This is a genomic window from Pseudomonas sp. AC532 (genome assembly GCF_979258965.1).
In genome coordinates, this window is record NZ_OZ409888.1 from 2128863 (window position 1) to 2147237 (window position 18375).

Annotated in this window: 14 protein-coding genes and 1 pseudogene; 4 read left to right on the forward strand and 11 right to left on the reverse strand. The window is 63.9% G+C overall.

From position 1 onward, the window contains the following. Positions 1 to 105: 105 nt before the first annotated feature. The 4 genes and pseudogenes from ACZ0AV_RS10160 to ACZ0AV_RS10175 form a co-directional block, all read right to left on the reverse strand. A complete protein-coding gene (locus ACZ0AV_RS10160) occupies positions 106 to 1269 on the reverse strand; it encodes a type III PLP-dependent enzyme (protein ID WP_499150930.1) in 1164 nt (387 codons plus the stop codon). Positions 1270 to 1887: 618 nt separating this feature from the next. Then, entirely contained in the window at positions 1888 to 2748 is an 861-nt protein-coding gene (locus tag ACZ0AV_RS10165) for a methyl-accepting chemotaxis protein (RefSeq protein WP_499153341.1), read from the reverse strand. Then, positions 2743 to 3888 (reverse strand): annotated as a pseudogene (locus tag ACZ0AV_RS10170) (Cache 3/Cache 2 fusion domain-containing protein); the annotation flags it as partial. The pseudogene ACZ0AV_RS10170 and the gene ACZ0AV_RS10165, both read right to left, overlap by 6 nt. Positions 3889 to 4035: 147 nt before the next feature. Continuing rightward, positions 4036 to 4956, reverse strand: a complete 921-nt coding sequence (locus ACZ0AV_RS10175; protein ID WP_499150931.1) for a LysR substrate-binding domain-containing protein — start codon at positions 4954 to 4956, stop codon at positions 4036 to 4038. A gap of 139 nt (positions 4957 to 5095) precedes the next feature. Between ACZ0AV_RS10175 and ACZ0AV_RS10180 the strand changes: the two genes are divergently transcribed. Then, the gene (locus ACZ0AV_RS10180) at positions 5096 to 6469 is read left to right on the forward strand and encodes a NorM family multidrug efflux MATE transporter (protein WP_499150932.1); all 1374 of its coding nucleotides are present in this window, start codon (positions 5096 to 5098) and stop codon (positions 6467 to 6469) included. Positions 6470 to 6491: 22 nt separating this feature from the next. Here ACZ0AV_RS10180 and ACZ0AV_RS10185 read toward each other — a convergent pair whose 3' ends face one another. Beyond that, the gene (locus ACZ0AV_RS10185) at positions 6492 to 8159 is read right to left on the reverse strand and encodes a putative bifunctional diguanylate cyclase/phosphodiesterase (RefSeq protein WP_499150933.1); all 1668 of its coding nucleotides are present in this window, start codon (positions 8157 to 8159) and stop codon (positions 6492 to 6494) included. Between the two features lie 288 nt (positions 8160 to 8447). Here ACZ0AV_RS10185 and rep point away from each other — a divergent pair, with 288 nt between their 5' ends. The 3 genes from rep to ACZ0AV_RS10200 all read left to right on the forward strand — a co-directional run bounded on the left by rep (position 8448) and on the right by ACZ0AV_RS10200 (position 11842). After that, entirely contained in the window at positions 8448 to 10457 is a 2010-nt protein-coding gene (gene rep, locus ACZ0AV_RS10190) for a DNA helicase Rep (protein WP_499150934.1), read from the forward strand. Between the two features lie 191 nt (positions 10458 to 10648). Then, complete coding sequence (locus ACZ0AV_RS10195; RefSeq protein WP_499150935.1) at positions 10649 to 11131, forward strand: UPF0158 family protein; 483 nt, start codon at positions 10649 to 10651, stop codon at positions 11129 to 11131. Positions 11132 to 11269: 138 nt separating this feature from the next. Continuing rightward, positions 11270 to 11842 carry a xanthine phosphoribosyltransferase gene (locus tag ACZ0AV_RS10200; protein ID WP_499150936.1) on the forward strand — a complete coding sequence of 191 codons (573 nt, stop codon included), beginning with the start codon at positions 11270 to 11272 and terminating at the stop codon, positions 11840 to 11842. Here the strand turns inward: ACZ0AV_RS10200 and ACZ0AV_RS10205 are convergent. The 6 genes from ACZ0AV_RS10205 to dadA form a co-directional block, all read right to left on the reverse strand. After that, the gene (locus ACZ0AV_RS10205; protein ID WP_499150937.1) at positions 11826 to 13964 is read right to left on the reverse strand and encodes an acetyl-CoA hydrolase/transferase C-terminal domain-containing protein; all 2139 of its coding nucleotides are present in this window, start codon (positions 13962 to 13964) and stop codon (positions 11826 to 11828) included. The genes ACZ0AV_RS10200 and ACZ0AV_RS10205 overlap by 17 nt on opposite strands. A 129-nt stretch (positions 13965 to 14093) precedes the next feature. Next, the gene (locus ACZ0AV_RS10210) at positions 14094 to 14480 is read right to left on the reverse strand and encodes a c-type cytochrome (protein WP_499153342.1); all 387 of its coding nucleotides are present in this window, start codon (positions 14478 to 14480) and stop codon (positions 14094 to 14096) included. Between the two features lie 202 nt (positions 14481 to 14682). Beyond that, positions 14683 to 15231: a cupin domain-containing protein gene (locus tag ACZ0AV_RS10215; protein ID WP_499150938.1), complete on the reverse strand. Its 549-nt coding sequence runs from the start codon at positions 15229 to 15231 to the stop codon at positions 14683 to 14685. A 95-nt stretch (positions 15232 to 15326) separates the two neighbouring features. Continuing rightward, complete coding sequence (gene alr, locus ACZ0AV_RS10220) at positions 15327 to 16400, reverse strand: alanine racemase (RefSeq protein ID WP_499150939.1); 1074 nt, start codon at positions 16398 to 16400, stop codon at positions 15327 to 15329. 261 nt (positions 16401 to 16661) lie between these two features. Continuing rightward, a complete protein-coding gene (locus ACZ0AV_RS10225) occupies positions 16662 to 17012 on the reverse strand; it encodes a RidA family protein (protein WP_499150940.1) in 351 nt (116 codons plus the stop codon). Beyond that, positions 16987 to 18285, reverse strand: coding sequence for a D-amino acid dehydrogenase (dadA, locus tag ACZ0AV_RS10230; RefSeq protein ID WP_499150941.1), 1299 nt, complete (start codon positions 18283 to 18285; stop codon positions 16987 to 16989). Before dadA ends, ACZ0AV_RS10225 begins: the two co-directional genes overlap by 26 nt. Positions 18286 to 18375: the final 90 nt, after the last annotated feature.

An 18375-nucleotide genomic window follows, 5' to 3' on the forward strand; every position in this document is an offset into this window, starting at 1 on the left:
TGCCCCCTTCCCCCTGGCAAGGCGCCGATGGCAATGCCCGCCCCACCACGGCGCAGAAACGAAAACGCCCGCAGCACGTGCGGGCGTTTCGGTCACCAGGAAGGCTTACAGGTAGAAGGATTTCAGCGGCGGGAAACCATTGAATTCCACGGCGCTGTAGCTGGTGGTATAGGCGCCGGTGGACAGCCAGTACAGGCGGTCACCGCTGGCCAGGTTCAGCGGCAGGCCGTACTTGTAGTGCTCGTACATGATGTCGGCACTGTCGCAGGTCGGCCCGGCGATAACCACTTCTTCCATCTCGCCCTTCTTCTCGGTCCAGATGGGAAACTTGATGGCTTCGTCCATGGTTTCGATCAGGCCGCTGAACTTGCCCACGTCGGTGTACACCCAGCGCTCTACGGCTGTGCGCGACTTGCGCGCGACCAGCACCACTTCGCTGACCAGGATGCCGGCGTTGGCGATCAGCGACCGGCCCGGCTCGAGAATGATTTCCGGCAATTCGTCGCCGAAATCGTCCTTGAGGAAACGGATGATTTCCTCGGCGTAGGTTTCCAGACTGTTGGTGCGGGTGATGTAGTTGGCCGGGAAACCGCCGCCCATGTTGATCATCTGCAGGACGATGCCGTCTTCTTCCTTGAGGCGCTCGAAGATCACCTTGACCTTGGCGATGGCGGCGTCCCACACGTCGATGTCACGCTGCTGCGACCCCACGTGGAAGGAAATACCGTACGGCACCAGGCCCAGTTGCTTGGCGAGGATCAGCAGGTCCATGGCCATGTCGGTCTGGCAGCCGAACTTGCGGCTCAGCGGCCAGTCGGCCGAGGTCGAGCCTTCGGTAAGGATGCGCACGTAGATCTTCGAGCCCGGCGCGGCCTTGGCGATGTTGCGCAGGTCGGCTTCGGAGTCGGTGGCGAACAGGCGCACGCCCTTCTCGAAGAAATAACGCACGTCACGGGCTTTCTTGATGGTGTTGCCGTAGCTGATGCGCTCCGGGCCAACGCCGCAACTCATGACCTTGTCCAGCTCGTAGATCGAGGCAATGTCGAAGTTCGAGCCTTTGTCGCGCAGCAACTCGATGATTTCCACCGCCGGGTTGGCCTTGACGGCGTAGTACACCTTGGCGAAATCGAAACCGGCGCGCAGGTCATCGTAGGCCTGGCTGATGATCGCGGTGTCGATCACCACGAACGGGGTTTCATGCTGGTCAGCGAAGGCCTTCATCTTGTTGAAGGTTTCGCGCGGGTAATAATCTTCGACCTTGATCGACATGCAGGACTCCAGATGGCTAAACCATGAACACTAGGTTTCGGGCAATTGAACCGGGCACAGGTTCAACTATGGGGGCGGCCATCGTGCAATCGGCCGATAAGCCTGCTGGCAGGCTTGGAACGTCTGATCAGTTTCCCCACTTTGGTTCGCCTACTTCCCAAGGCATGTCGCCGAGAATTGCCGAGCCCGTATGGCAGGCCCTGCAACCTCTCGTCGTCAGTACTTGAGCCGGATGGATCGTTGCCAGCATGGACGTTCGGCGCGGACTTTAAGACCATGCCCCGCTCAGATCAATCAAAAATTGCCTTGGTGGTGCAGTGATTTCCCCAGCGTTTTGGATTCCACACAACGCACCGCGAAATGCTGCACAACAGCCGGCACCCATAACGAAAAACCCCGTGCAGGCGTTCAGCCTGGCACGGGGTGATTGCACGACAGTGACAGCCGCCGCTGCACCGCCGAAGGTCAGCGACGCCTTGGTGACCGCGCAAAGCCTCGCGAGCTAGCGCAATGCAAGGCGAAAACAGACCAGGAGGCGGAGTTTATTGATGTGAATGAGCGCTCCGAGTCTGTTTTTAACGCCGCAGTGCCGACGCGCAGCAGGCTTTGACAAGGTTCTTAGCGGAAACGCTCGACTTCGCGGTGCAGGTCGCTGGCCAGGCTCTCCAGTTCCTTGGACGTGTGGGCCAGGTTGGCGATCACTTCACGCTGCTCGCCGTTGGCCTGGGCGATGCTCTGCAGGTTGCTGCTGAGCACCGTGGCGGTGCTGCTCTGCTCGCTGGTCGCGGTGGTGATGGCGGCAAACTGCTCGCCTGCAGCACTGGTCTGCTCGGCGATCTGCCCCAGCGCTGCGGCCACCTTGGCGTTCAGTTCCAGGCCGTTCTGCATCAACTGCCGGCCATGTTCCATGGTGCTGATGGCGCTGCTGGTTTCGCCCTGGATGCTGCCGATCATGGCGGAGATTTCAGTGGTGGCCTCGCGGGTCCGGCCGGCCAGGCTGCGCACTTCATCGGCTACCACGGCGAAGCCGCGGCCTTGCTCACCGGCACGCGCCGCCTCGATGGCGGCGTTGAGCGCCAGCAGGTTGGTCTGGTCGGCGATCGAGGTGATGACGCTGAGAATGCCGCCGATCTCCTGGGAACGCTGGCCAAGGCTGTCGATCACCTTGGCGGCGCTGTTCAGCGAGGCGGAAATCTGCTCCAGCGCGTTGGACGCCTCCTCCATCGAGGTGCGACCGATGCGCGTCTGGCTGGCGTTCTCGCTGGCCATGCGCTCGGTGCTGCGCATGTTATCGGCGATGTTCAGCGAGGTGGCGCTGAACTCTTCGACGGCGCCGGCCATGCTGCTGATCTCGCCCGACTGTTGCTCGATGCCTTCATAGGCACCGCGCGACAAACCGGACAGGGCCTCGGCACGCTGGTTGACGTTGCCGGCAGCCGCGCGCACGCGCTCCACCATGGTCGACAGCGCCGCGCCCATCTGGTTGAAGTTGCGCGACAGCTCGCCGATCTCGTCGTTGCTGGTAACGTCCAGGCGCACGCTGAGGTCGCCGGCGCCCAATGCCTGTGCCTGGCGAACCAGATCGCCAAGCGGGCGCAGCTTGCGACGCAGCAGCCAGATCACGGCGATCACCGCCAGCACCAGGGTGACCAGGCTGCCGATCGCCAACTGGCTGCCAACACGCCAGGTCACTGCCTGGATTTCCGCTTCCGGCATACTCGCCACGACCGTCCACGGGCCACCTGGGAACGGCACGGCGACGCTGTAGAACTGCTGCTCGCCGTCGCTCCAGAAAGCGCCTTTGCCCGGCGTGCCAAGCACCTTGGTCATGTTGCCGGTCAGCTGCTCAGGGCGCTGCGCGGCATAAGGCGGAACCAGCCATTTGTTTTGATCATCGAGCAGCGCCAGCGAACCGGTGCTGCCGATGCGGAAGCGCTGCAGGTTGGCGAACTGGGCGTTCTGCGCGTCGGTGTAGTCGAAGCCCACGAACAGCACGGCGATCACCCGACCGGCGCTGTCACGCACGGGGGTGTACTGGGTCATGTAGAAACGCTCGAACAGCAGCGCGCGGCCCACGTAGTTGTTGCCGGCGAGCAGCCGTGCGTAGGCCGGATGATTGCGGTCGAGCACCGTGCCGATGGCGCGGCTACCGTCCTGCTTGGTCAGCGAGGTGGTCACGCGCACGAAGTCGTCACCGTCGCGGACGAAGATGGTTGCCACGCCAGCGGTGAGCTGCTTGAACTCGTCGACCTCGGAGAAGTTGTTGTTCAACTGCGTGCTGCCCAGGTACAGCGCGGGCGCCTGCAGGGAACCGACCGTGACCCGCTCGTCCGGGCTGACCCGCAGCCCGCTACTGAACCGGCGCTCGAACAACCCGGCCAGGCGCTGCGTGCTTTCGCGCAGGCTGTCATGGAAGGTGCTCAACTGATCGGCCAGCAGGCGCGCTTCGCTGCCGAGGTGCTCCTCTCGGGTAACGAGGTTGGCGCTGCTCAATGAACGCAGGGCGAACAGCGTGCTGACGCTGATCAGCAACACCAGCATGGCAGCGAGGGCCGTCGCCAGCTGCCAGGCGATACGGGAACGAGGTTGGGTCATGACATCTCCGAGCTCCGCCATCATCCATGACTGGAGCGAATAAAATAGACGGTTGGACGGCCTGGAATCGGCGAGCGCGGAGAATACTTGAGTAACTTAGTGCGTCAATGGCTGTCGTGACGTAATTAAGGCGTTTTTTTTCTGACGCGTAAAAATGCAGGGCCGGGCAAGTCAGCGACGCATTTCAACCGCCGGCATCTGCATCGCCGCCACCTCGCCAAGCAGGAAGTCGCGCAGCCGTTCGAAGCGCTCCTGACCGCGACGCGCTCGCGGCCAGACCAGGTAGTAGCTGTCGCCACTGGCCACTGCTGTCGGCCACGGCAACCCCAGACGCCCGAGCAGCACATCCTCGGCGACCATCGCCAGGTCGCCGATCGACACGCCGTAACCGCGCGACGCCGCGACGATACCCAACTCGAGGGTGTCGAACACCTGCCCGCCCTTGAGCGACACCTGGTCGGTTAGGCCCATGGCCTGCAGCCAGCGGCGCCAGTCACGGCGATCGGGCGTCGGATGCACCAGCTCGGCCTGCTGCAGGCGGCTGACGTCCCACGGCTGCTCGCCGAGTACAGCAGGCGCACACACAGGGATCAGCCATTCCTCGAACAGCCGCACGCTATGCCATTCGTTGCTGAAGGTGCCTGCGCTGAGCAACACGGCGCAGTCAAAAGGCTCATGGAGAAAATCCACACGATCGAGATCCATCCATGCACTGGTGAGCTGCACCTCCAGGCCAGCATGCCGGGCGCGAAACAGCGACAGGCGCGCCAGCAGCCAGCGCATGGTCAGGGTCGAAGGCGCCTTCAGACGCAAGGTGCCGTCCTCCACGAGCAGGGTCGCGCAGGCCCGCTCCAGGGACTCGAAACCTTCGTGCACGCCCGGCAGCAGCAGACTCGCCGGCTCGGTCAGGTGCACCGCCCGGCCGCGGCGTTCGAACAGCCGGCAGGCGAAGTAATCCTCCAGGCTGCGAATGTGCCGGCTCACTGCGCTCTGGGTGATCGCCAGCTCATCAGCGGCACGGGTGAAGGAGCAATGCCGCGCGGCGGCCTCGAAGGCGCGCAGGGCATAGAGAGGCGGCAAGCGCCGCGTCACCGCATTGAACCATGAGTTTTAATCATGCCTAGCATCGCTATTTTCCTTTTGTGGGCACTGGCTACAAACCCGAGAATAGCCGTCATTGCTCATCTCCCGACAGTCTGGGGATGGTTACCCTACTGAAGTTTTGCTCATCATGAAAAATCCCCTTGTTCACGAGCTGCGTGCGCTGCTGCGCCTGGCAGGCCCGCTGATCTCTGCGCAGCTGGCTCATGCGCTGATGATCTTCACCGATACATTGATGATGGCCATGCTCGGTCCCGGGCAGTTGGCCGGCGGCGCGCTGGGCGCGACCTGCTACTTCATTTTCTCGATCTTTTGCACGGGGGTGATCGCCGCCGTGGGCAGCATGATCGCTATTCGCCACGGCGCTGGCGACCCGCAAGGCGTCACTCGCCTGCTGCGCAATGGCCTGTGGCTGGCCCTGCTGCTGGGCGTCATCAGCGCGCTGTGCCTCAATGGCCTTGGCCCACTGCTGCCGCACCTGGGTCAGGACCCCGACGCCGCCAGTCAGGCCATGAATTTCCTGCGCCCGCTGTCGCTGGGCCTGCCCGCTTACCTGTGCTTTATGGCCCTGCGCGGCTTCACCAGCGCCATCGGCCGTCCCGGCCCGGTGATGACCATCAGCATCGTCGGCACCCTTGCCAACTTTGTCATCAACTATGCGTTGATCAAAGGCTGGTTGGGTGTAGACCTGGGCCTGAGCGGTATCGGTCTGACCACCGCGCTGGTCAGCAGCGCCATGGCGCTGGCCCTGGGGCTGTACATCCTGATGTCGCCGACCTACCAGCGCTACAAGCTGCGCGGTGGCCTGGGTCGCCCACAGCGCGCCGAAATCCGTGCCCTGCTGCGCCTTGGCCTGCCGATTGGCGGCACCTACGCGGCCGAGCAGGGCCTGTTTACCTTCGCCACCCTGTGCATGGGCGCCCTGGGCAGCGTGCAGCTGGCGGCGCACCAGATCGCCATGCAATCGGTCGCCCTGGCCTTTATCGTGCCCCATGGTCTTTCTTATGCGGTGACCTTTCGGGTCGGCATGCATTACGGCGCCGACCGCCTGCACCTGTCGCGCCTGGCCGGGCACCTGGGCATGGGTATGGGCGCCGTGCTTATGCTGCTGTTCGCCCTGGCGTTCTGGTTGCTGCCGGAATGGATCATCGGCCTGTATCTCGACCGCCACGATCCGGCGTTCGCCGATATCGTCACCCTGGCGGTGAGCCTGCTGGCGATCGCCGCCTGGTTCGAGCTGTTCGACGGCCTGCAGAGCATCGCCATGGGCGCGATCCGTGGCCTTAACGACGGTCGCCTGACTCTGGTAATCGGTCTGACCGGCTACTGGTGCATTGGCGCGCCGCTGGCCTGGCTGCTGGCCTTCCCGGCCGGCTGGGGCGCCCAAGGCGTTTGGTGGGGCTTGGCTGCGGGCCTGGCGGTGACGGCGAGCGGCCTGGTGCTGGGCTTTCGCTGGAAGACTGCGCGCCTGCAACGGCCGAAAGCCATGCAGGCCTACCTGTAATAAGCGGCTGCCATTGCAGCGGTTAGGGTCGACCGCAGCGCAGCGACTGGCGCACGCCCGCCGACAGAAAGCGCGCCAGCTCGGCCAACGGCATCGCCTTACTGACCAGATAGCCCTGTACCTGATCGCAGCCGAACTCGCGCAGCAGTTGCAGTTGTTCGGCGTTTTCCACGCCCTCGGCGACCACCTGCAGTTCCAGGTTATGCGCCAGGTTGATCATCGCCTGAACCAGGCGCTGGCTCTGCGGGTTCAGCTCCATGCCGGTGACGAAGCTGCGGTCGATCTTCAGCAGGGCGATCGGCAGGTTGCTGAGGTGCTCGAACGACGAGAAACCGGTGCCAAAATCGTCCAGCGAGAAGCGCACGCCGAGATGGCCAAGCCGGTGCATGGTCTGCTGCACGTAATCGCTGCGGCGCATCACCGCGGTTTCGGTGAGTTCGAACTCCAGCCAGCGACCGTCGATGCCACAGCCTTCGATCAGGCGCTCCAGGGTCGGCAACAATTGGCTGTCCTGGAACTGCCGGAATGACAGGTTGACCGCCATGTGCAACTGCGGATGACCGCACTCGCCAAGCCATTGCAGGTCGCGCAGCGCACGGTCGATCACCCAATAGCCAAGCGGCACGATCAGCCCGCACTCCTCGGCCATGGGCACGAAGGAGCCGGGCATCAGCAGACCTAGCCGGTCATGCTGCCAGCGCACCAGCGCCTCCAGACCGACGATACGGCCCGTGCGCAGACAAAGCCGCGGCTGGTAGTGCAGTTGCAGCTCTTCACGGCGCAGGCCGCGGCGCAATTCGCGCTGCAGGTCGGCCTGGCTGCGCATGTCGTGATCCAGGCGCTCGTCGTACAGGTGGAAGGTGCAGCCTTCACGGCCCTTGGCCTGTTGCATGGCGACATGGGCGTGCCACATCAGCGTGTCGGCGTTGCTGACCGGCTTGGCACGGGCGACGCCGAGGCTGCAGCCCAGCACCAGGCTTTCGCCTTCGACCCAGTAAGGTTCGCCCAGCGCATCGGCCACGCGCTGCGCCCAACTGCTCACACTGGCTGGGTCGTCGCGGTCGAGCAGCAGCGCGAATTCGTCGCCACCCAGGCGAGCCAGGTGATCACCGCGCCCGAGATGAAGCTTGAGGCGGGCCACCACCTGCTGGATCAGGTGATCGCCAGCGCGATGGCCAAGGGTGTCGTTGGCCTGGTGGAAGTTGTCGAGATCCAGGTGCACCAGGGCCAGGCCACGTCGGCCGTGATCGCCAAGGCGCGCGGCCAGCAGGGTCTGGAAGCCCTGCCGGTTGGCGATGCCGGTCAGCGCATCCTGCTCGGCCAGGTCCTGCAGGGTGGCGCGAAGGCGGCTCTGGCCCCGCACGTAGCGCAGGCAGCGGCGCACCACGTCATCGCTCAACTGGTCGCGTACCAGCCAGTCGCAGGCCGGGTCCGGCACCTGTTCGGGCTCGCATTCGAGCAGCAGGATGATCGGTACGCGGCAATCGTCCGAGGCAGGGAGGCAGGCGGGAGTGGCCAGCAGTACGGCGTCATGGGCCTGTGCCAGCAGCGCCTCGGCGGCTGCCCAGTCTGGCACGCAGGTCAAGGGCGCCGGGTCGCCGAGGGCCTCCAGGCGCTCGTGCAACAGCTCGCCCCACAGCGGCGTTTCAGCCAGCAGGACCAGGCGCAATGGCTCGACGAATGCGCTCAAGAAAGCTCCCCCGATGCACGAAAATATGGGCGCTGAAATCGCCCCCTGGCGCGCCATTATCCGGCGTCAAATCAAGCACTTCCGTGTGGAACGCGGGACATCCTGCGATAAACCGGCAGAGCCGACAAGCCCATCGACGAAAGTCGCCACCAATTTGGCGCCATCGCCGCCTCCCAGCTTCCCCTCAGGGGCGCCACAGGCCGCGGCCGTCGGTCGCCCCATGAAAGCCACGAACACCCGATGAGTTTCAGCTAAAATGCGCGGCCCTTTCCCTTTGCGATAGACACGATGTCCCGACTCAATCCCCGGCAACAGGAAGCCGTGAACTACGTCGGCGGCCCTCTTCTGGTGCTCGCCGGCGCAGGCTCCGGCAAGACCAGCGTGATCACCCGCAAGATCGCCCACCTGGTGCAGAACTGCGGCATCCGCGCCCAGCACATCGTCGCCATGACCTTTACCAACAAGGCCGCGCGCGAGATGAAGGAGCGTGTCGGCACCCTGCTCAAGGGCGCCGAAGCCCGCGGCCTGACGGTATCCACCTTTCACAACCTGGGCATGAACATCATCCGCAAGGAGTACGCGCGCCTGGGCTACAAACCTGGCTTCTCGATCTTCGATGACGGCGACATCAAGGCGCTGCTCACCGATATCATGCAGAAGGAATACGCCGGCGACGACGGCGCCGACGAGATCAAAAGCACCATCGACAGCTGGAAGAACGACCTGATCCTGCCCGACGAGGCCCTGGCCAACGCCCGCGGCCCCAAGGAGCAGACCGCCGCCATCGTCTACCTGCATTATCAGCGCACGCTCAAGGCGTACAACGCGGTGGACTTCAACGACCTGATCCTGCTACCGGTGAAGCTGTTCCAGGAGCACCAGGACATCCTCGAAAAGTGGCAGAACCGCATCCGCTACCTGCTCGTCGACGAATACCAGGACACCAACTCCAGCCAGTACCTGTTGGTGAAACTGCTGGTGGGCATGCGCAACCAGATCACCGTGGTTGGCGACGACGACCAGTCGATCTACGCCTGGCGGGGCGCGCGGCCGGAGAACCTCAACCTGCTGAAGGAAGACTACCCGTCGCTCAAGGTGGTGATGCTGGAACAGAACTACCGCTCCACCAGCCGCATCCTCAAGTGCGCCAACGTGCTGATCGCCAACAACCCCCACGCGTTCGAGAAGCAGCTGTGGAGCGAGATGGGCATGGGCGACGAGATCCGTGTGATCCGCACCCGCAACGAAGACGCCGAGTGCGAGCGCGTGGCCCTGGAGATCCTTACCGAGCACCTGCGTACCCAGCGGCCCTACAGCGATTTCGCCATCCTCTATCGCGGCAACTACCAGGCCAAGCTGATGGAGCTCAAACTGCAGCACCACCAGATCCCCTATCGCCTGAGCGGCGGCACCAGCTTCTTCGCCCGCCAGGAAGTGAAGGACCTGATGAGCTACTTCCGCCTCCTGGTCAACCCGGACGACGACAACGCCTTCCTGCGGGTGATCAACGTGCCGCGCCGCGAAATCGGCTCCACCACACTGGAAAAGCTCGGCAACTACGCCAGCGAGCGCAAGATCAGCATGTACGCTGCCAGCGACGAGATCGGCCTCGGCGAGCACCTGGACAGCCGTTACACCGAGCGCCTGGCGCGCTTCAAGCGCTGGATGGACGGCGTGCGCGAACAGTGCGTGGTCAATGAGCCGATTGCCGCCATCCGCAGCATGGTGATGGACATCGACTACGAGAACTGGCTGCGCCAGAACGCTTCCAGCGACAAGGTCGCCGATGCGCGCATGGGCAACGTGTGGTTTCTGGTCGACGCCCTGAAGAACACCCTCGACAAGGATGAAGAGGGCGACATGACCATCGAGGACGCCATCGGCAAGCTGGTGCTGCGCGACATGCTCGAACGCCAGCAGGAGGAAGAAGAAGGTGCCGACGGCGTGCAGATGATGACCATGCACGCCTCCAAGGGTCTGGAATTCCCCTCGGTGTACATCATCGGCTTCGAGGAGGAGATTCTCCCCCACCGCTCCAGCATCGAGGCTGACACCATCGAGGAAGAGCGGCGCCTGGCCTACGTGGGCATCACCCGCGCCAAGCGCAACCTGGCCCTGACCTTCGCTGCCAAGCGCAAGCAGTACGGCGAGATCATCGAGTGCACGCCGAGCCGCTTCCTCGATGAACTGCCGCCAGAGGACCTGGTGTGGGAAGGCCAGGAAGAGGCCCCCGTGGAAGTCAAGGCGGCGCGCGGAAACGATGCGCTGGCCAACATGCGCGCCATGCTCAAGCGCTGACGCTGCGCCGGGTCGAGCGCAGCGTCAGCCTGAAATCTGCCGGGGGAGTGCCCTGCTCGACCCAGGCCGGGTTTTCACCGGGCCCGCGACCTCGACGGGCACCTGCGTAACATTTCGTAGTCAGAGTGAGAGGCTGGCGGCAACTGCCGGCCCGACACTCGTCACGCTCGTTCTGCAAGAGGCCCGGCACCATGCGCACGCTCACTCTCGACCTCGATACCCTGACCCACCTGATCAACGGTCGCGAGACCCATGAGCACTGGCTGGACATGGAGGCCGGTACGGTGCTGACCCTGGCACCTGACGACCAGGACAGCGAGCAACGCCAGCAACTGCAATTGCAGCCTGACCGCTACGCCGCGGTGCCCAACCTGGACACCGCGCAGCGCGTGGCGCTGCGCGAATCCTTTCTGTTCACCCTTACCGACCTCAATGCACACCCGCTGCTCAGCGCCGCGCTGACCGGCCGCAAGCCACTGCGCGCCTTCGATTACGAGATCGATTTCTTTCCGGCACTGCGCCAGCAGTGGCATGCCTATGAACAGAAACAGCTGCGCGAGTACGCCCTCAACTGGCTGTTCGAGCTGGGCCTGGAGCCGGCGCCGGACAAGCTGCCGCTGGATACCCGCGGCATCCCGAAGGACATTCTGCGGCGTCTGACCAGGAGCGCATGAGCCAGTACCCGTGCTGCCCGTCCCCGCCGCGCGCGTCAGCCGTCGGACCTGGGGCGATATCGCCTGCGGTTTCGCTACAAATGCGCAGCAATTTGAGGGAAAATCCGCTGCTTTGCTCTTGAGCCCAGAGGATCGATCGTGGAGTCGTTGAAACAGAAGATATGCAGTGAAGGTACCGTCCTGTCCGAGCAGGTGCTCAAGGTCGACGCCTTTCTCAATCACCAGATCGACCCACTGTTGATGCAGCAGATCGGCCACGAGTTCGCCGAGCGCTTCAAGGGCCAGGGCATCACCAAGATCGTCACCATCGAAGCGTCGGGTATCGCCCCTGCGGTGATGGCCGGCCTGGAACTCGGCGTGCCGGTGATCTTCGCCCGCAAGTACCAGTCGCTGACGCTCACCGACAACCTGTACATCTCCAAGGTGTTCTCGTTCACCAAGCAGACCGAGAGCACCCTGGCGATCTCCTCCAGGCACCTGAATGCCACCGATCACGTGCTGCTGGTCGATGACTTCCTGGCCAACGGCCACGCCGCCAAGGCGCTGATCGACCTGGTCGGCCAGGCCGGCGCCAGCATCGCTGGTATCGGCGTGGTGATCGAGAAATCGTTCCAGAGCGGCCGCGCTGCCCTGGACGCCGAGGGTTACCGCATCGAATCCCTGGCACGTATCCAGTCCCTGGCCGGCGGCAAGGTCACCTTCCTCGAGTAGCGGTTGCCTGCAACCCGGCCAGCAGCAGCCGCTGGTACAGCTCCTCGCGCAGACCATCGGGCTGCTCCAGCCCCATGCGCTGCAGGTGGTCGGGGAAGGCGTCGGCAGGTGGCGCATCGAATGCCGCCTTGCCCAGCTCCAGTACCTCGCTCAACCTGAACTTGCCCTTCAGCCAGGTCAGGGCGCGTAACAGTTCCTGTTCCTGGGAGCTGAAGTCACTGCCCAGCGGGTATTCCACGAACAACTCGGCGTGCCGATCCGCCAGCGCCTGCAGGCGCTGCGGGGTGTTCTCGGCAAAGCGCGGATCGAGCTCAAAGCCCTTGGGCAATTTGCCGGCCTCGATGGCCCGCGCCGCCAGTTCGCCCTGGAACCGTGAATCGCTAATGCCCAGCAGGGCTTCTATCACCTGGGCGTCGGTCTTGCCGCGCAGGTCGGCAATGCCGTATTCCGTGATCACCACATCGCGCAGGTGCCTCGGGATGGTCACGTGGCCGTAATCCCAGACGATGTTCGAGCTCACCTCCCCCGCCGATTCGCGCCAGCTGCGCAGCAGCAGAATCGAGCGCGCCTGTGGCAGGGCATGGCCCTGGGCGACGAAGTTGTACTGCCCGCCCACGCCGCTGAGCACCCGGCCGTCTTCCAGCTGATCGGCCACCGCCGCACCGAGCAGGGTGACGGTGAACACGCTGTTGATGAAGCGCGCCTCGACGCGCTGCAGGCGCTTGAGCTCCTCCTGGCCGTACAGCTCGTTGATGAAGCCGATGCCGGTCATGCCGAAGCGGCTGCGCCCAGCACCGTCCATCTCGTTCAGGCGCTGATAGAACGACTGGGGGCCGAGAAAGAAGCCGCCGTGCACGCACACGCCCTGCGTGGCAGGGGTCAGGTAATCGCGTAGCGCGGCCTGGCTGAGCGGGTCGGACAACTCGGTGGAACACTGCTGGTCGGTCGGCAACAGCAGGTTTTCGCCCTGCAACTTGAGGTTGGCGGCCAGCAGGCCACCCTCCTGCAGCCAGTTCAGGGTGGCTTCGTCGAGCCGTTCCGGCAGGCCGGCATCCAGCAGGGCCTGTACGCTACGAGGCTGGCCTTGGGCGTCCAGCGCACCGGCGCTGGCCAGGCGCTGCACGCGCACGTCCGGGTAGACGACACGGCGCACCACGCCTGCTTCCGCCAGCGCCAGCAGGCCGTTGACGAACATCTCGCTGCAACCATACAGGCCATCGGCGAAGGGTTGCTGCTCGCCGATAACGCCGAGCAGCGGATGCGCCCGACCTTCGTTCAGGTCCGCCAACACCGCGCGGTAGCGCGCGTTGTCGCAATGGCGCATCAGCAACGCGGCGCTCACCGCATCGCCCATCGCACCAATACCGATCTGCAGGGTACCGCCGTCACGCACCAGCGCGCTGGCATGCAGGCCGATGCAGTGGTCCTGCACCGTGACGGGCATGTTCGGCGTGGAGAACAGCGTGGCGCGCTCGGGCTCCTGCAACTGGATATCGAAGGTGTCGCGAGGCAATTCGGCATCGCCGGCCATGTACGGCAAGCGCTCGTGCACCTGAGCCAGGCAGAGGATGGTTTCGCCACGCCCACGGCGAGCCTGCAGCAAAGGCAGCAGGTCCAGGGTGATGTCCGGGTTGCAACTGAGGCTGTAGTGCCCAGGCCGCGTGGCGTCCTCGGCGACCAGTTGGGCAATCACGTTGACACCCTTGCCATTGAGGTCACGGGCTGCGTGGCTGTAGTTGCTGCTGGTGTAGTCCTGCTGCGCGGGATCGCTGTCGAGCAGGCTGCCGGGTTGCAGGAAGAACTGTTCGACGCGGACGTTGGCGGGCAAGGTATCGGCCTGCAGGTCGGCGAGAAAATCCAGCTCCGGATAGTCGCCATACACACGTTCGACGAAGGGTTCGAGAAACCGCTGCTGCAGTTCCTGGCCAGCCCGCGGCCGGCCGAGGCACAGGGCGGTGTAGATGGTCAGTTGCCGGTCGGGCAACGCCCGCAGCCGTGCATAGAGGGCATTCACCCAGCGATTCGGCTTGCCCAGACCCAGCGGCAGGCCCAGGTGTATGGGCCCGTCGATCTCATCCAGAACGCGGTCGACAGCTTGCTCGATCGAACACTCATGGGGCATGCAGCTCTCCAGTCAATGGTCACGGCAGTGGTCGTTGGACTGCCGCTTCGTCGCTTTTGCTGCATGTTGTCATCGTGCTGACACAACAAAGCCGCCTGCAGGCGGCTCTATGCCTTGAAAAATCGCCAGTTAAAGACCGGACATTTTCTCGATGGCGGCACGCAATTCGTCATCCGAGCAATCGCCACAGGTCCCTTTCGGTGGCATGGCATTAATGCCTTCGATGGCCTTGGCGAGTATTGCGTCCATGCCGCCTTGCTCGTCCGCGAGCGCCTTCCAGGTAGCACTGTCGCCGATCTTCGGCGCACCGAGCAGCCCTGGCGTGTGGCACGCGGTGCAATGCCGGGCGACGATATCGTCGGCGCTCCGTGCCGTGCTGGCGGCCTGCGCGGGAGCGGCTTCGATGCCGTCGCAGGCCTGCCCGGCAATACACACCTGACCGACCGGCTTGATCCGCTCGGCAATCGCCTGGTCGGTAGTTGCCTGAGCATTAAGGGCCAACAGCGCCAGCACCATCGCCGGTACCGCCAGCCTGCTACGAATTGGGTTCACACGGTTGCCCTCATGGGCGGCTGGTCACGCCTGCGGCCACGGTTTCGCAAGCCCGCGCAGTATAACGGCAGGTCGAAACGCCGAAAATATCCCAACTTGTCGCAGGGGTATTGAACCCATGACGCAGATCAACGGCAGCGTGAATCACACCCTGCCGGTCGCCGATTCAGAAGTTCGCGGGAGTGGTCGCGCTGATCAACCGGGCCGGTTGATCGAAGGGATTGCGAAAGCGGTGAGGCTTGCTGCTCTCGAAGTAATAGCTGTCGCCGCTTTCGAGAATGAACACCTCATCGCCGACGGTCAGTTCGAGACGACCCTCGACCAGCATGCCGGTTTCCTCGCCTTCGTGGGCGTACATCTCCAGGCCGGTGTCGCTGTGCGGCGGATAGGTTTCGTCAAGAAACGAAATAGCCCGGCTCGGATGCGCCTTGCCGATCAGCTTCATGGTGATCGCACCGCTATGGATGTCGGTCAGCTCGCTGGCGCGATAGACCACCTGCACCTGGTTGTCCTGCTCCGCTTCCAGGGAAAAGAACTCCACCAGCGACATGGGAATGCCCGCCAATACCTTCTTCAGTGAGCTGATCGAGGGGCTTACGCTGTTCTTCTCGATCATCGAGATGGTGCTGTTGGTGACCCCTGCCCGCTTGGCGAGTTCGCGCTGGGAGAGCCCTTTGAGCTTACGGATGGATTGCAGGCGAAGACCGACGTCCAATGCAGGATGCCCCCAGAGAAGACAAGGAATTTGGCCGTATCATGGCAACAGTGTTCAGTATTTACAACAGCCTGAACACGCTGACACAACCTGCCCTAGCCCTCGCTGTAGACCAGCGGCACGCGGCGCACGTTGCAGAACAGCTGGTAAGGGATGGTTCCGGCGGCGAGCGCCACGTCACTGGCGAGCACGTTGCGCCCCCAGAATTCGACGCTACTGCCCAGGCCACTGCCGGGCAGGTCGCTGAGGTCGACGGTAAGCATGTCCATGGACACCCGACCGATGATGCGCGAGGCCTGGCCATCGACCAGCACCGGGGTGCCGGTTGGCGCATGCCGCGGGTAACCGTCGGCGTAGCCCATGGCGACCACGCCCACGCGGGTTGGCCGTTCGCTGGTGAAGCGCGCCCCGTAGCCGACCGGCTCGCCGGCGGGCAGGTCACGCACGCTGATCACCCGCGACTCCAGGGTCATCACTGGCTGCAGGCGAGACGCTGCCTCGTGGGGCTGCTCGAACGGCGTGGCGCCGTAGAGCATGATGCCGGGCCGCACCCAATCACTGGGAATCGCCGGCCAGCCAAGCAGTGCCGGCGAATTGCGCAGACTGACCTCGGCGGCCAGCCCCTGGCGTGCCTCCTGAAACACCGCCAGTTGCTGCTCACTGCGCGGGCTGTCGAGTTCGTCGGCACGGGCGAAATGGCTCATCAACACGATCTTCGCCACCTTGCCACTGGCCAGCAAACGCTGGTAAGCAGCCTGGTAGTCGGCCGGGTGAAAGCCGACACGGTGCATGCCGCTGTCGAGCTTCAGCCAAACGTTCAGCGGGCGCGCCAGCTTGGCCTGCTCGATGGCGTCGAGCTGCCAGTGCGCATGCACCACGCACCACAGGTCATGCCGGTCGATGAGCGCCAGCTCGGCCGCCTCGAAGAAGCCTTCGAGCAGCAGAATCGGCCCGCTGATGCCCGCCTCGCGAAGTTGCAGTGCCTCTTCTATACACGCGACTGCAAAGCCATCGGCGTCACGCTGCAACGCCTTGGCACAACGAACCGCGCCGTGCCCGTAGGCATCCGCCTTGACCACCGCTAGCGCGCGAGCGCCGGATAGTTCACGGGCCAGTTGGTAGTTGTGACGCAGGGCTTGTAGATCGATCAGGGCACGGGCGGGACGCATGGTTATCTCGAATAACGGAAGAAAACACTACTAAGGCGAAAACAGACTTTCGGTGATTCATTGTGGGAACGGGCCATGCCCGTGATTATTCGCCGGCACGGCCCGCTCCCACGGTCGTAGGGTGGACGACGCCTCACCTACGCGGCCCGACCCGTCCACCGCTCTGCGATCGCAATGGTGGATGAAAAGAGCGTCATCCACCCTACGTCTGCTGCTGCATTATTGCCGCCGGAACATCGCGGTAAATCGTAAGCCCGCCCCTTAGGGTAAAGCAGCAATCACGGTCATTTCGACCAGCACGTCCGGCGAGTACAGCTTGGCCTCGACGCACGCACGAGCAGGCGAATGGCCGGCCGGTACCCAGGCGTCCCAGACGGTGTTCATGCCATCGCGATCATCGATGTTCTTCAGGAAGATGGTGATCGACAGGATGCGCGTCTTGTCGGTACCGGCTTCGGCGAGAAAGGTGTCGATGCTGTCCAGCGTCGCTTTGGTCTGCGCCTCGATGCCGTCACTGTGGTTTTCATCCAGCTGGCCGGCCAGGTAGACGGTGCCGTTGTGAATGACGATTTCGCTCAGACGCGGTTCAGTTCGCAGGCGCTGTATGGACATGCGTGTGGGACTCCTTGGTTGTGCCATAACGGGAAATATCCAGGCCTTCGCTGCTGATCTGCGGGCGCTTCCTGGCGATGATATCGGCGAGAAACCGCCCAGAGCCACAGGCCATGGTCCAGCCTAGGGTACCGTGTCCGGTGTTCAGATACAGGTTTCGGTATGCCGTGGCGCCAACGATGGGCGTGCCATCCGGCGTCGCCGGGCGCAGGCCGGTCCAGAAGTCGGCCTGGCCCAGATCGCCGCCCTGCGGGTACAGGTCACCGACGATCATCTCCAGGGTTTCACGCCGGCGCGGGTTGAGGCTCAGGTCGAAACCGGCGATCTCGGCCATGCCGCCCACGCGGATGCGCTGGTCGAAACGGGTGATGGCGACCTTGTAGGTCTCGTCGAGGATGGTCGAGGTCGGCGCCATGTCCGGGTTGATGATCGGCACCGTCAGCGAATAGCCCTTGAGCGGGTAAACCGGCGCGCGAATGCCTAGCGGCTTGAGCAACTGCGGGCTGTAGCTGCCCAGCGCCAGCACGTAACGGTCGGCGGTTTCCAGCTTGCCATCGACCCACACACCGTTGATGCGATCGCCGGCAACGTCCAGCCGCTGGATGGTCTGACCGAAGCGAAACTGCACCCCCAGCGCGGCCGCCATCTCGGCCAGCTTGCGGGTAAACAGCTGGCAGTCACCGGTCTGATCATTGGGCAGCCGCAGGGCGCCGGCGAGCTTGTCGGCGACGCCGGCCAGGGCCGGTTCGACCTTGGCGATGCCGGCGCGGTCGAGCAGTTCATAGGGCACGCCCGACTGCTGGAGCACGGCGATATCCTTGGCGGCGTTGTCGAGCTGCGCCTGGGTGCGGAACAACTGGGTAGTGCCGAGTTGGCGCGCCTCGTAACCGATGCCGGTTTCCGCTCGCAACTCGTCAAGGCAGTCGCGGCTGTACTCGGACAGGCGCACCATGCGCTCCTTGTTGATCGCATAGCGGCGGGCCGTGCAATTGCGCAGCATCTGCGCCATCCACAGGTACTGATCGACATCGCCAGTGGCCTTTATGGCCAGCGGCGCGTGCTTGTGCAGCAACCATTTGATGGCTTTCAATGGCACGCCCGGAGCCGCCCACGGCGAAGCGTAACCCGGCGACACCTGGCCGGCATTGGCGTAGCTGGTTTCCAGGGCGGGCCCATTCTGACGATCCACCACCACCACTTCGAAACCCTGTCGGGCCAGGTAATACGCGCTGGCCGTACCGATCACACCGCTACCGAGCACCAGAACCCGCATGTTGTTCTCCTCGCCGCGACGATGCACTGGCGTATTACGATTTGAGAAGTCGATGCGTACAGTATAGAAAGTGGAAGGCAGTGCTTTTCA

Excerpts from the sequence above, each read along its gene's own strand:
- ACZ0AV_RS10160 (WP_499150930.1), bottom strand. The coding sequence starts at position 1,269 with ATGTCGATCAAGGTCGAAGATTATTACCCGCGCGAAACCTTCAACAAG.
- ACZ0AV_RS10165 (WP_499153341.1), bottom strand. The coding sequence starts at position 2,748 with ATGGGCGCGGCGCTGTCGACCATGGTGGAGCGCGTGCGCGCGGCTGCC.
- ACZ0AV_RS10180 (WP_499150932.1), top strand. The coding sequence starts at position 5,096 with ATGAAAAATCCCCTTGTTCACGAGCTGCGTGCGCTGCTGCGCCTGGCA.
- rep (WP_499150934.1), top strand. The coding sequence starts at position 8,448 with ATGTCCCGACTCAATCCCCGGCAACAGGAAGCCGTGAACTACGTCGGC.
- ACZ0AV_RS10195 (WP_499150935.1), top strand. The coding sequence starts at position 10,649 with ATGCGCACGCTCACTCTCGACCTCGATACCCTGACCCACCTGATCAAC.
- ACZ0AV_RS10205 (WP_499150937.1), bottom strand. The coding sequence starts at position 13,964 with ATGCCCCATGAGTGTTCGATCGAGCAAGCTGTCGACCGCGTTCTGGAT.
- ACZ0AV_RS10210 (WP_499153342.1), bottom strand. The coding sequence starts at position 14,480 with ATGGTGCTGGCGCTGTTGGCCCTTAATGCTCAGGCAACTACCGACCAG.
- alr (WP_499150939.1), bottom strand. The coding sequence starts at position 16,400 with ATGCGTCCCGCCCGTGCCCTGATCGATCTACAAGCCCTGCGTCACAAC.
- ACZ0AV_RS10225 (WP_499150940.1), bottom strand. The coding sequence starts at position 17,012 with ATGTCCATACAGCGCCTGCGAACTGAACCGCGTCTGAGCGAAATCGTC.
- dadA (WP_499150941.1), bottom strand. The coding sequence starts at position 18,285 with ATGCGGGTTCTGGTGCTCGGTAGCGGTGTGATCGGTACGGCCAGCGCG.